This is a genomic window from Actinomadura sp. DC4 (assembly GCF_030406325.1).
In the GTDB taxonomy this organism is placed as follows: Bacteria; Actinomycetota; Actinomycetes; order Streptosporangiales; family Streptosporangiaceae; genus Actinoallomurus.
This window is the reverse complement of the sequence record NZ_JAUEQY010000001.1, coordinates 263,432-276,146: the sequence shown is the minus strand read 5'-3', so window position 1 is coordinate 276,146 and position 12,715 is coordinate 263,432. Positions and strand designations below refer to the sequence as shown.

Sequence of the window (12,715 nt, the reverse complement as noted above, 5' to 3'; positions counted from 1 at the left end):
GCCATGATCGGCGCGCGCGTGCCACGCCGCGAGGACGAGCGGCTGCTGACCGGGCGGGGCCGCTACCTCGACGACCTCGACCTGCCGGACGCCCTGGCCGCCGCCTTCCTACGGTCGCCGAACGCCCACGCCCGCATCCTGTCCATCGACGCGAGCGAGGCGCGCGCCCTGCCGGGCGTCGTCGCGGTCTACACCGGCGCGGACCTGGCCGAGATCCAGAAACCGCTCGCGCCCAAGGTCCTGCACCCCAGGCTCAAGGACTTCCCACGCCTGCCGATGCCGCCGGAGGAACTGCACTACGTCGGTGAGCCGCTGGCCGTCGTCGTGGCCTCCTCGCGGTACGTCGCCGAGGACGCGCTGGAGCTGATCGACGTCGACTACGAGGTGCTGCCGGCGATCGCCTCCACGGCCGCCGCGCTCGCGCCCGGCGCGCCGCTCGCGCACTCCGGCGCCGAGGACAACGTCGCCGTCCACCTTCTCCAGCGGGCCGGCGACGCCGACGAGGCGCTGCGCTCCGCGCCGCACACGCTGTCGGAGGAGTTCTACGTCATGCGCGGCGGCGGGCACTCGATGGAGGCCCGCGCCGTCGCCGCGCGGTACGAGCCCGCGACCGGCCAGCTCACGATCTGGGACAACACGCAGTCGCCGCACTACGCGCGCCAGCAGCTCTCGCTGATCTACGACATGGCCGAGGACGACATCCGCGTCATCGCGCCGCCCGACGTCGGCGGCGGTTTCGGGCCCAAGGCCCAGTTCTACGGCGAGGAGGTCGTCATCCCGTGGGTGGCGAAGAAGCTCCGGCGGCCGGTCAAGTGGATCGAGGACCGGCAGGAGAACTTCGTCTCCACCATGATGGAGCGCTCGCAGACGCACCGGATCTCGGTCGGCTTCACCGGCGACGGCCTGCTGCTCGCGGTCAAGGACGTCATCGAGCACGACCAGGGCGCGTACTGCGCCGGCCTGCAGGTGCCCTCGATCACGACGAGCACCGTGCCGGGGCCGTACAAGATCCCGAACATCCACACCGAGCTGCGGGCCTGCTACACCAACATGGTCCCGACCTCATCGGTACGCGGCGCGGGCCGGCCGCAGGCGGTGTTCGCGATGGAGCGGATGATGGACCGGATCGCCTCCCACCTCGGGCTCGACCCGGCGGAGGTCCGCGCCCGCAACCTGATCCAGGCCGATGAGTTCCCGTACAAGGTCGGCATCATGTTCCGCGACGGCTCGCCGCTGACCTACGACAGCGGTGACTTCCCGGCGCTGCTGTCGGGGACGCTGTCGCGGCTCGGGTACGCGGAGGCGCGTTCTGAACAGGAGAAACTGCGCGCGGAGGGCCGGTACGTCGGCATCGGGCTCGCCTGTTACGTCGAGGGGTGCGGGCTCGGTCCGTACGAGGGTGCCCGGGTGCGGCTCACCAACACCGGCCGGATCCTGGTGACGCTGGCCGCGGCGCCGCAGGGACAGGGGTACGAGACGGTGTACGCCCAGATCGCCTCGGACGCCCTCGGGCTGGACATGGACTACATCCAGGTCGTGACGGGTGACACCAGTAGAATTCCCTTCGGGCAGGGAACGTTCGCCTCACGCATCACCGCGACGGCGGGCCCGGCCGTGCTGGAGGCGGCGAGCCTGATGCGCGACCGGCTGGCCGAGACGGCGGCGCAGGTGCTGGGCGGCGATCCGTCGGACGTGTCGTTCGTCGGCGACCTGGCCTGTCTCGGAGGATCCGAGGAGAAATCGGTCTCTCTGCTCGATCTTGCCCGGGTGGCCAACATAGGAAAGCATGGGATCACCCTGCCCCAAGGCATCCGAGCCGGGCTGGAGACCTCGAGCTACTTCGCGCCGGAACGCGCCGCGTACGCCAGTGGCGCGCATGCCGCACTCGTCGAGGTCGACCCTGAGACGGGAGGCGTGACCATCCTGCGCTATGTCATCGGCCACGACTGCGGCAACGTCATCAACCCGCTGCTGGTGGACGGTCAGGTACTGGGTGGTTTCGCGCACGGCATCGGAAACGCGATGTACGAGGAGCCCGTCTACGACGCGGAGGGACAGCCGCAGGCCGCGAGCTACCTCGACTACGCGCTCGTGTCGGCCACCGAGGTGCCGGATGCCGAGCTGTTCCACATCCAGACGCCGAGCCCGCTGAACCCCCTCGGCGCCAAGGGCGCCGGGGAGGGCGGCACGATCCCGGCCCCGGCCGCGATCGCGAACGCGGTGGAGGACGCCCTGCGGCCACTCCGCGCCCGCGTGACCCGCGCCCCCGTGACCCCCGCCCGCATCGTGGAGGCGATCTACGGCTCTGATCTTCTTTCGGAAGGACCCTGAAAAGTGCTGATCGAGAACTCCTTCGACATCGATGCCGACCCGGATCGGGTGTTCGAATTCCTGCAGAACCCGCACAATGTGGCGACCTGCTTTCCCGGCGCGGAGCTGACCGAAGACCTCGGCGACGACCAGTACCGCGGCAAGGTGAAGATCAAGCTCGGCCCGGTGACGGCGGCGTTCTCCGGGATCGCGAGGATCACCGAGAAGGACGACGCGGCGCGGGTCGCGGTGCTGGTCGCGGAGGGCAAGGACGCCCGCGGGTCGGGCACGGCGAAGGCGACCGCGACGATGCGCGTGGAGGCGAAGGAGGACGGCGGGTCGAACGTCCTGCTGAAGACGGACCTCACGATCTCCGGCAAACTGGCGCAGTTCGGCCGGGGCATCATGGCGGACGTGTCCGGTCGCATGGTCAACGACCTGGCGGTACGGGTGCGGGAGCGCATCGAGGGCGAGAGCGCCGAGGCCGCCGAGGCGGAGGCCGCGTCTGCCGCGTCCGCCGCGGCTGGGGCCGCTCCGGCCGGCGGGCCCGAGACGGTGACCGAGGCCCCGGCCGCCACCGGCGGCGAGCCGAAGACCGCCGCCCCGGAGGCCGAGCTGGAGGCCGCCGCGGAGACGTCAGCGGACAAGGCCACCGAGTCCCCGGCCACGCCGGTGACCCCGGCCGCACCGGAGGAGAAGCTGGAGGCGGCGGCGGAAGGCGGGCCGGAGACGGCCGCCGAGTCCCCGGCCACGCCGAAGGCCGAGCCGGAGACGGCGGCAGAGCCCCCGGCCGCGACCGGCGGTAAGTCGAAGACCGTGGCCGAAGCCCCGGCCGACGTACCGACGGAGACCGCGTCCGGCGGCGCGGAGGAGGCCGGCCCGGACTCGGGCGTGACGTCCGGCGCGACGACGGAGACGGCGACGGCCGCCGCCACGACGAAACCCGCCCCGGCCACGAAGCCCGCGCCCGCGGCGTCCTCGGAACCTGCGGGCGCCATCAAGGCCACGACGCTGCTGAAGGTGATGATCGCCGGCATCTTCCGCCGCCTGTTCGCCCGCCTGCGCGGCCGCTCCAAGAGCGCCTGACCGAACCGGACCACCGCCCCACCGGCCCACACCGACCGGCCGATGGGGCGGTAACGGCGGCCCTCAGGGACCCAGCACAGACACCGAACGCGCCCGGGACGGCTCCATCCGGGCCACGGCGCGACATGCCCCGCCCTCGCAGCTCTCTCGGCACTCTCGGCTCTCGGCACTCTCGGCTCTCGGCACTCTCGGCTCTCGGCACTCTCGGCTCTCGGCACTCTCGGCTCTCGGCACTCTCGGCTCTCGGCACTCTCGGCGAGCATCCCGATCACCGGCCCGCCTGCACGGCCGGGACCTGGCGGCGCTGTCGCACCCCGAACGATCGGAACGGCCCGGCACGCCCGTCACGCGCCGACGTCACGCCCGCACATGACCGTGGCCCACGTGCCCCAGGGGCGTCGCAAGGCTTCGCCGGTCCGAGGGCCACACGGCCGATGCCACGCGGCGACCACAGCGGGCACCCAACTCGGGTCTCCGGCGCACGGTCTCCGGTCTCCGGTCTCCGGTCTCCGGTCTACGGCCCGCGGTCCGCGGTCCGCGGTCCCGCATACGACACCTTGGTCTCCGGCACGCGGGGGCGGCGGTCGGGTGGTGTTGTCCGCCCTGGCGGCCGGGAGCGCGTCGCCGGCGAGACCCTCGGGAACCGCTGGCCGAGACGTCACCGCGAGCCCTGGCGAGGACCCGCCCGCCCCTCACGCGCACGGGCGGGCGGGCGTGACGATCGTGAAATTCTCCGGGTGCTACCGCGGCCACGCCGACCCCCTCACGCGCACGGGCGTGAGGGTGGCGCGCTCGCGACCTACGAGGTTACCCGGCGGTTCCCTCACGCGCGCGGGCGTGAGGTGCTCGTCACACGGCCTGTCGCGCGAAGGGGCCGCCGGCCGAGGCCGCAGCGCGCGCCGATGCCCGCGCGGTCTCGTCGCCGACCGCTCCCACCAGCCACTTCGCGGAACCTCCCGGACGCGCCCCTCCCCCAAGGGCCTCGGTCTCGCTGTTCCCGGGCCCGGCCGGGGTTCAGGGGGTGGTCGGCGGCGAGCGGTAGGGTCCACGTTCATGTCTGAGCCTGTGGACGCCGTGTTGTTCGACTTCTCCGGGACGCTGATGCGGGCCGAGCCGCCCGAGCGCAGGGTCGCGGCCGTGCTCGCCGACGCCGGTGTCGGGCTGCTGGATTCGGAGATCACAGCGTGGGCGCGGCGGCTGGAGGAGTCCGGCGGGCTGCCCGGCGGGCACTTCCCGGCGGTCATCCCCGACGAGATCCGGGCCACCTGGGAGCGGCGGGACCTCGATCCCGCCGCGCACCGTGGCTCCTACACCTGGCTGATCAAGAACTCCGGCTGGCCCTGGCCCGAGCTGGCCGACGCCGTCTACGAGCGGTGTACCCGGCCCGAGGAATGGGCGCCGTACCCGGACACCCTGCCGGCCCTCGCCGCCCTCTCACGCAACGGGATACGTACGGCCGTGGTCAGCAACATCGGCTGGGACAACCGCCGCGTGCTGGCCGCGCACGGCGTCGCCGACCTGGTCGACGCCATCCTGCTGTCCTACGAGGAAGGGTGCCAGAAGCCGGACCCGGCGATCTTCCACAAGGCGTGCGCGCGGGTGGGCGGTGAGCCCGGCCGTACGTTCATGGTCGGCGACAGCCGCCCGGCCGACGGGGGCGCCGAGGCGGTCGGCATCCGGACGTTCTTCGTGGACCCGCTTCCCGTACAGGAGCGGCCCGACGGCTTCTCGGCGATGCTCACCGCCGCCGGCGTCATCTGAGGCCGGCGACGGCGCTGCGGTGCTCCCGCGGGCTGACCCCGCGTTCGCGCTTGAAGGCGGCGCTCAGCGCGTACGCGCTGCCGTAGCCGACCCGGCGGGCGACCGCGCCCAGCGTGGCCTCCGGTTCGCACAACAGGTCGGCGGCCAGGGCCAGGCGCAGGCCGGTGAGGTAGGTCATCGGCGGCTCGCCGACCAGGCCGGTGAAGCGCCGGGCCAGCGCGGCGCGTGAGACGCCCGCCCGCGCCGCCAGGCTCGCGACGGTCCACGGGCCGGCCGGGTCCTCGTGGAGGGTCCGCAGCACCGGGCCGACCACCGGGTCGCCCTGGGCGCGGTACCACCCCGGCACCTCGGCCTCCGGGCGGGAGAACCACGCCCGGAGCACGGCGGTGAGCAGCAGGTCGAGCAGCCGGTCGAGGATGGCCTCCTGACCTGGGACGTCGCGGTTCAGCTCCTCGTCGAGCAACGGCAGCAGCGAGGCGTCCCAGGCGTCGGCCGGGAGCACGATCAGGGCGGGCAGCGCCCGCAGCAGGCGGTCGCCGATCTCGCCGTGCAGCTGGTACGTGCCGGTGAACAGGGTGGCGACGCCGTCCCGGTCGCCCCACGTCCGCAGGCCGAGCGCCATCGCCTCCGAAAGGGACTCCCCCTCCGGCGTCGTGCAGTGCTGGCCCGGGTGGATCACCACGCGCGGCGGCGTGGCCGGGTCGTCGGCGACGACGTACGGGTCCGGGCCGCGGATCACCGCGACGTCGCCCGGGCGCAGGCGTACGGGCTCGCCGTCGCCGGGCAGCACCCACGCCTCGCTCCGTACGACGGACACCACCGTGAGCGGCGCCCGGTCCTCGATCCGCAGCCCCCAGGGCGGCCGCAGGATCGACCGGAGAAGAAACGCGCCGCGGGCTCTCGGCCCGTCCAGCAGGCTCGCGAGTGCGTCCATTGGCCTCACCCTAGACGCACGGACATCCCCTTGAGCCTCTCGCGGATGGCCCCGCCCGGCGGGCGGGACTTCACTGGTCGGCATGAGGATTCTGGCCGGCCTGTCCGCCACCACCACACTGCTCCTGACCGGCGCCGTCGCGGGCGTCTTCTTCGCCTACTCCGTGTCCGTGATGATGGGACTCGACGCGATCGGGCCCGAGCAGGCCATCGCCGCCATGCGCGGCATCAACGACAAGATCCAGAACGCTCTGTTCCTCACGGCCTTCCTCCTCTCGCCGGTCGCGGCGGCCGTGACGGGCGTCCTGCTCCTCGTGTTGGGGCAGCGTACGGCGGGCGTCGTGTTCCTCCTCGCGGGGGCGGTGTACGTCCTGGGCGCGCTCGTGCCGAGCTTCGCGGTCAACATCCCGATGAACGACGCGCTCGACGCCGCGCGCCCCTCGGCCGGCGAGGCGGCCCGCGTCTGGGCGGACTACTCGTCCCGCTGGACCGCGTGGAACCACCTCCGTACGGTGTCCTCCCTGTTCAGCATGGTCCTGGCCGGCCTGGGGATGTTCGTCTGGGGGCGCCAGGCCTGATGCGGGCTCACCGGCCGCGGGCGCGGAAGGCAGCGGTCTTGACGCGGTTCTGGCAGGCGGTCGAACAGAAGCGGCGGGTGCCGTTGCGCGAGGTGTCGACGTACACGCGGTCGCAGTGCGGGGCCGTGCAGACGCCCAGGCGCTCGTGGAACTCACTGCCGAGGACGACCGCCAGGCCGGTGGCGAGGCCGGCGACCCAGTCGGCCGAGACGGTCCCGCCCGTACCGTGGAAGTGCAGGTGCCAGGGCTCGTCGTCGTGCCGGTTCAGGTGCGGGCGGGCCCGGGTGACCTCCAGGAGATGGTTGATCTGGTGGGCCGCGGCGTCGATGTCGCCCTCCGCGACGGAGGCGAAGACGACGCGCAGCTCGGCGGCCAGTTCGGTGAGCACGGAGGCGTCGCGGTCGTCGAGGTCGCCCATGCCCATCTCGAGCAGGACGTCGTGCCGCGCCTTGCCCTCCGGCGGGGCGTACGGCCGGCCGCGCTGCTCACCGGGGGTGAGCGTGTTCACCGTACGTACGGCCAGGCCGACCGCCAGATCCGTGTGACTGTTGAAGTTCACTTGACCAGTTACACCCGCTCACCTTATTTTGTGACTGTCGAAATCATAGACGACAGTTACAGGAGCCGCTCATGCTCACGACCACGGTGGCACAGACGTGGATCACCCGGTGGGACCGCCAGCAGGAGGGTTACGTCCCCGACCGCGAGGAACGCTTCACCGCCCTGATCGACGCGGTCGAGGCGGGCGCGGGCCGCCCCGACCCTCTCGTCCTCGACCTCGGCTGCGGTCCGGGCTCCCTGTCCGCCCGGATCCTCGACCGTCTGCCGCGGGCCACGGTCGTGGCGATCGACACCGACCCGCTGCTGCTCGCGCTGGGCCGCGGCGCCCACCCCGGCCGGCGGGAGCTGCGGTTCGCCGACCTGGACCTGCGGACCCCCGGCTGGGCGTCCGCACTCGACCTGGACCGCCCGGCGGACGTGGCCGTGAGCACCACCGCGCTGCACTGGCTCTCCCCGGACGCCCTGCGCGCGGCGTACACCGAACTCGCCACGGCGCTCCGGCCGGGCGGGCTGTTCCTGAACGGCGACAACCTCGACGCCTCGACGCCGGGCCTGTCCCGGCTCGAACGCGCGCTGACCGAGCGCGCCACGCGCCGAAGGTTCGGCGACGACGGGCCGGAGGACTGGCGGCAGTGGTGGGACGCGGCCGCCGCCGACCCCGCGCTGTCCGACCTGATCGCCGCCCGCTCCGAGGCCGCCGCCCACCACGGCTCGGAGTCCACCCGCCTGGCCGAGCACGCCGCCGCCCTCCGCGAGGCGGGCTTCGGAGAGGTGGGCACGATCTGGCAGCACGGGAACAACCGCGTCCTCTGCGCCCTCCGCACGGCCTGACGCCGTACGAAAGGCTAAGAACGCGTCGTTTAGGACCCTAATTAAGGACCGAAACCTGGATATCGAAAGCTCCTTGAGGAAAAGCCGATAGCGACGATGTGCCGATGCTCTTGGAAATGTCACGAAAGGCGTACGTCTCCCCGCCGCGACCATCAGACTTGGGGCTCGGACCAGGCCGGTGTCGCGGCGGAGGGGGCACGTTTCCGCCGTGGACACCGAACAGGGTGAATGCTCCGGTACGCCGGGCGCCCGGCGGCGGGATTTCTGAGGAGTGGTCGTGCACGTCCCGGACCCGCAACGCTCTCGTGTCGTACTCATCGGCGCCGGTGCCTATGACGACGAGAAGCTGCCGAACCTCCCGGCGGTCGGCAGGACCGTCGGCGATCTCGCGGCGGCCCTGACCGATCCGGACTACGGGCTGGTCCCCGAATCCCACTGCACCGTGCTGATGGACGAAGGCGATCTCCGCCTGATCGGCCGGGAGCTCCGGGCCTCGGCCAGGCAGGCCGGCGACCTCCTCCTCGTCTCCTACACCGGTCACGGCCTGGTGGGCGGCCGGCGGCACGACCTGTACCTAGCGCTGCCGGAAAGCGAGTGGGGCGATCCGGAGTTCAGCTCGCTGGAGTACGACAAGCTGCGCAACGCGGTGCTGGACAGCCCGGCCGCCACCAAGATCATCATCTTGGACTGCTGCTTCTCGGGCCGGGTGACCACCGACGCGATGGCCGATCCGGTGACCGCGATGATGGGCCAGATCGACGTCGAGGGCACCTACGTGCTCGCCTCCGCGCAGCGCGACCAGGTGGCGCTGATCCTCCCCGGCGAGGAGCACACCGCGTTCACCGGCCGGCTGCTCCGCCTGCTCCGCGAGGGCGTCGCCGACGGGCCCGAGTTGTTCACGATCGAGGACCTGTACCTCCACCTTCGGGTCACCATGAAGGCGGAGGGCCTGTCAGAGCCCCAGAAGCGCTGCACGCGCACCGCCGAGCTGCTCGCGTTCGCACGCAACCGGGCGTACGCGGCGACGGCGGTGCCGCTCCTGCTGGAGCGCCAGGCCGCGGCCATCGCGCTGGGCGAAGGCGGCGACTGGGCGGGTGCCGTCGAGCTGCTCCGCGTGATCCTGGCCGAGCAGACGCGCGTGCTGGGACCCGGCCACCCTGACACCCTGCGTACCCGGCAGTTCCTGGCCCACGGCCTGGGCGGTGCGGGCGACCCCCTGGAAGGCGCGGCGATGCTGCGGGAACTCCTCGCGGAACAGTTACGGCGGCGCGGCGCCGAGGCCGAGCCGGACACGCTGCGGACCCGCCAGTTCCTGGCCGTCAACCTCGGGGAGGCCGGCCACCGGGACGAGGCCGTCGCCCTCCTGCGGGTCCTGCTGCCCGACCGCCGGCGGATCCTCGGCCCGGAGGACCCGGACACGCTGCGCACGGGGCACATGCTGGCCCGCAACCTTACCTTGACCGGCGACCTGGACGAGGCGTCCGCGCTGCTCCGCGAGGTGATCGCGACGCGGGAACGCACCCTGGCCCCCGATCATCCGCACACCCGGCGCGCGCGGAGCGATCTCGACGCCTTACTGAGCCGGCGATCCGGGGGCACCGATGTATGAGAGGTTCACCGGCCGCGCACGGCAGGCCGTCGTCGCGGCCCAGGAAGAGGCCAGGCTGCTCGGGGCCGGCCGCACCGGCACCGAACACCTCCTCCTGGGTCTCCTCCATGAGCGCGGGGGTGTGGCCGCCAAGGCCCTGGAGTACTTCGGCGTCGGCGTCGAGGCCGCACGCGCGCAGGTCCACGAGATCGCCGAACCGGAGCGGCAGCCGTTCGCGGGCCACATCCCGTTCAGCCCGCAGGCCAAGAAGGCCCTCGACCTCTCGCTGCGCGAAGCGCGGGAGCTCGCCCACGACGACATCGAGCCCGAGCACATCCTGCTCGGGCTGATCGGCGAGGGAGAGGGCGCGGGCGTCCGGATCCTGGCGAAGCTGGGCGCCGACCCGGGCCGGGTGCGGGCACAGATGATCCAGTTACTGGGCGGGCACCCGGTCGTGGAAGCGGTCCGGCCGGACGCTCTCGTGCTCGGGCAGTTCGGCCGCGACCTGACCCGGGCCGCGTCCGAGGGCAGGCTCGATCCGGTCATCGGGCGTGAGGAGGAGATCAAGCGCGTCATGCGGGTCCTGATGCTCCGCACCAGGAACAGCGCGATGCTCATCGGCGAGCACGGTGTGGGAAAGACGGCCGTGGCCAGGGGGGTCGCGCACAAGATCGCCGGCTCCCAGGTGCCGTCGCCCCTGCGGGGCGTGCGGATCCACGCCCTCGAACTGGGAACTCTCCGGAACGGCTCCCGGCCGGTCGACCTCAGGAGGCAGCAGGAGGTCATCCAGGCCGAGATCGGCAGGCACGAGGACATCGTCGTCTTCGTGGAGGACGTCCAGACCCTGACCGGCGCGAGCGCAACGGAAGACGCGATGGACGCCGCCTCGATCCTGAAGCCGATGCTCCTCCGGGGCGAGGTACGCGTCATCGCCACGGTGACACCGGCCGAACACCGCCACTACCTGCGGGGCGACGCGGCCCTCGAACGCCGGTTCCAGGCGATCCAGGTCGCCGAGCCGACGATCGCGGACACCCTGGAGATCCTCAAGGCCCTCCGCTGCCGCTACCAGGCCCACCACCAGGTGGAGTTCACCGACGCCGCCCTCGAAGCGGTCGCCCGCCTCGCCGGGAGGCACCTCCCCGACCGGCCGATGCCCGGAAAGGCGATCGACCTTCTCGACCTGACGGGGGCGCAGGTCCACATGCGCGCGACGACGGACCCCGGGTTACGCGACCTGGACCAGAGGATCGCCGCCGCCCGCCGGGAGAAGGAGTTCTACATCGACTCCCAGGACTTCGTACGGGCGGCGGCGCTTCTCGACACGATGAAGAAGCTGACGCGCGAGCGGAAGGACATGGAGACGGCCGGACTCGCCGCGGCCGCGAGGGTGGACGAGTCCGACGTGGCCGACGCGCTCGCGATCATCTCGGGCGGCTCCGGCGAACAGCCGGGGAGGCGGCGGGACGCCTCGGCACCGGCGACGCACCACGACGCGGAGATCTGGGCGATGAGCTGACCCACGGCGCCCGGCCCGTCAGGCGGGGTGCCGCTCGCGGTCGCCGGTGCGGTTTCTGGACGGGATTTCGGCGAGGCGGACGCAGAGCATGACCAGGGCGAAGCCGACGAGGCCGTCGACCAGCAGGCGGGAGACGCTGGCACTGCCGTCGATGGTTCCGCTGGCGACCGCCTGTCCGCACCTGGCGATCACGGGGGCGGCCGGGAAGGCCAGCAGGGCGCAGGCGCGCCGGCCCTCGTAGGTGCGGGCCAAGACGACGAGGAGGAGGACGGCGATCGTCAGCAAGGCGACCAGTTGCAGCACGTTCCACCGGTGCCCCCGGCTCAGGAAGGCGTGCAACGACTCGGGTGTCGCAGGAAAGGTCGGCGTGGGAAAGAGCAGGCTGAACAGCGGCGACGTGGTCAGTGCGACGAGGATGGCGGCCGTGGCCGCCGCTCCGAGGATCGCACGGCGGCCGAGGAGTTCCGCGCCGTGGCGGGGGCCCGGGGACGCCAGCAGCGAGGCGGTGACCACGAGCGCGAGCGGCAGGGAGATGTTCGCCAGGACCACGGAATAGGACGACCCCCACATCGTCGTGCCCGTCCCGTAGAGGGCGAGCAGGAGCTGGGCGGCGGTGACCGTACACGCGGCGAGCGTGGCGGGACGTCGGCCGCCGCGCCAGGCCAGGACCGCGATGGTGAGCCAGGCCAGCCAGTAGGGAGCGGGGCCGAAGTAGAAGGCCAGCAGGTGCGGCAGGGAGAAGGAGCTGTGTGCTCGTGTATCGGCGAATTGGGATACGGCTTGGGGCATCTCGACGGCGAATCGCAGGCCGTCCGCGACGAGCAGGAGGGCGGCCAGGAACCCGGCGATGGCGGTGGCGGCAGGCCAGCCCGGGGCATCGGATGCACTGACGGCTCTGCGCAGACGCACCCGGACGGCGCCGCGCAGCAGGTCGAAGGTGTCGGCGGCAGAGGGGCGGGCCTGGCCGGGACGTGCTCCGGCCAGCAGTACACCCAGCATCTCCTGCTCATGGTCCGACCGATGGTCGGCGGGATACCAGGCCAGCAGGCGGCGGTAACGGTCCTCGAGCGTGCTCAACGCGGTCCTTCCGGGAGGTCGATCAGGCGGGGGATGCGCCGCGGTCCAGGCGCGTGAGGGAGGCGAGGCGGCGGGCGGCGGCCTCGGTACGGCGGCGGAGCGCGTCGACCTCGGCCGCCAGGGCGGCGGCGCCGTCATCGGTCAGCCGGTAGTAGCGGCGTAGCCGGCCGTCCACGATTTCTTCGCGGTCGGCGGTGATCAGCCCATCGGACTGGAGCCGGTCCAGCGCCGCGTACAAGGTGCCCGCGCGCAGGCGGGTGCGCCCGGCGGAGATCCGTTCGGCGTCGGAGATGATCCCGTACCCGTGCTGCGGCCCGTCGGCCAGCGCGGTCAGGATCAGGAACGTGGGTTCCTGCATGGCCTTACTCATACCAACGTTATATACCGACGATCTTTATATGAGCAAGTGATGGTCACCGGCGGAGTGCCACAGCCTCAAAGGTGACGAATCAGGCGCACCTCGACTTGATT

At 72.3% G+C, this 12,715-nt stretch carries 11 protein-coding genes; 7 read left to right on the top strand and 4 right to left on the bottom strand.

The annotated features are described in order from the left end of the window. Positions 1–3: 3 nt before the first annotated feature. From QWU11_RS01245 to QWU11_RS01235, 3 genes are all read left to right on the top strand, one after another. Positions 4–2,331 (top strand): xanthine dehydrogenase family protein molybdopterin-binding subunit, encoded by a 2,328-nt coding sequence (locus tag QWU11_RS01245; protein WP_290103326.1) that lies wholly within the window; start codon positions 4–6, stop codon positions 2,329–2,331. A gap of 3 nt (positions 2,332–2,334) precedes the next feature. Then, positions 2,335–3,396: an SRPBCC domain-containing protein gene (locus QWU11_RS01240; protein WP_290103066.1), complete on the top strand. Its 1,062-nt coding sequence runs from the start codon at positions 2,335–2,337 to the stop codon at positions 3,394–3,396. Positions 3,397–4,449: 1,053 nt separating this feature from the next. Next, the gene (locus tag QWU11_RS01235; RefSeq protein WP_290103065.1) at positions 4,450–5,157 is read left to right on the top strand and encodes an HAD family hydrolase; all 708 of its coding nucleotides are present in this window, start codon (positions 4,450–4,452) and stop codon (positions 5,155–5,157) included. Here the strand turns inward: QWU11_RS01235 and QWU11_RS01230 are convergent. After that, entirely contained in the window at positions 5,150–6,091 is a 942-nt protein-coding gene (locus QWU11_RS01230; protein WP_290103064.1) for an AraC family transcriptional regulator, read from the bottom strand. The two genes, QWU11_RS01235 and QWU11_RS01230, sit on opposite strands and share 8 nt — an antisense overlap. A gap of 82 nt (positions 6,092–6,173) precedes the next feature. On the opposite strand from QWU11_RS01230, the gene QWU11_RS01225 reads away from it, so the two are divergent. Then, entirely contained in the window at positions 6,174–6,668 is a 495-nt protein-coding gene (locus QWU11_RS01225) for an anthrone oxygenase family protein (RefSeq protein WP_290103063.1), read from the top strand. Positions 6,669–6,675: 7 nt separating this feature from the next. Here QWU11_RS01225 and QWU11_RS01220 read toward each other — a convergent pair whose 3' ends face one another. Further along, positions 6,676–7,227 (bottom strand): CGNR zinc finger domain-containing protein, encoded by a 552-nt coding sequence (locus QWU11_RS01220; RefSeq protein WP_290103061.1) that lies wholly within the window; start codon positions 7,225–7,227, stop codon positions 6,676–6,678. A gap of 71 nt (positions 7,228–7,298) precedes the next feature. On the opposite strand from QWU11_RS01220, the gene QWU11_RS01215 reads away from it, so the two are divergent. The 3 genes from QWU11_RS01215 (at position 7,299) to QWU11_RS01205 (ending at position 11,167) form a co-directional block, all read left to right on the top strand. Then, complete coding sequence (locus QWU11_RS01215) at positions 7,299–8,060, top strand: class I SAM-dependent methyltransferase (protein WP_290103060.1); 762 nt, start codon at positions 7,299–7,301, stop codon at positions 8,058–8,060. A gap of 277 nt (positions 8,061–8,337) precedes the next feature. Further along, positions 8,338–9,669 (top strand): tetratricopeptide repeat protein, encoded by a 1,332-nt coding sequence (locus tag QWU11_RS01210; RefSeq protein WP_290103059.1) that lies wholly within the window; start codon positions 8,338–8,340, stop codon positions 9,667–9,669. Next, positions 9,662–11,167, top strand: a complete 1,506-nt coding sequence (locus QWU11_RS01205; RefSeq protein WP_290103058.1) for a Clp protease N-terminal domain-containing protein — start codon at positions 9,662–9,664, stop codon at positions 11,165–11,167. The genes QWU11_RS01210 and QWU11_RS01205 overlap by 8 nt, the downstream gene beginning before the upstream one ends. An 18-nt stretch (positions 11,168–11,185) precedes the next feature. On the opposite strand, the gene QWU11_RS01200 is transcribed toward QWU11_RS01205, so the two are convergent. Then, a complete protein-coding gene (locus tag QWU11_RS01200; protein WP_290103057.1) occupies positions 11,186–12,244 on the bottom strand; it encodes a hypothetical protein in 1,059 nt (352 codons plus the stop codon). 22 nt (positions 12,245–12,266) lie between these two features. Continuing rightward, positions 12,267–12,614: a PadR family transcriptional regulator gene (locus QWU11_RS01195; RefSeq protein WP_290103056.1), complete on the bottom strand. Its 348-nt coding sequence runs from the start codon at positions 12,612–12,614 to the stop codon at positions 12,267–12,269. Positions 12,615–12,715: the final 101 nt, after the last annotated feature.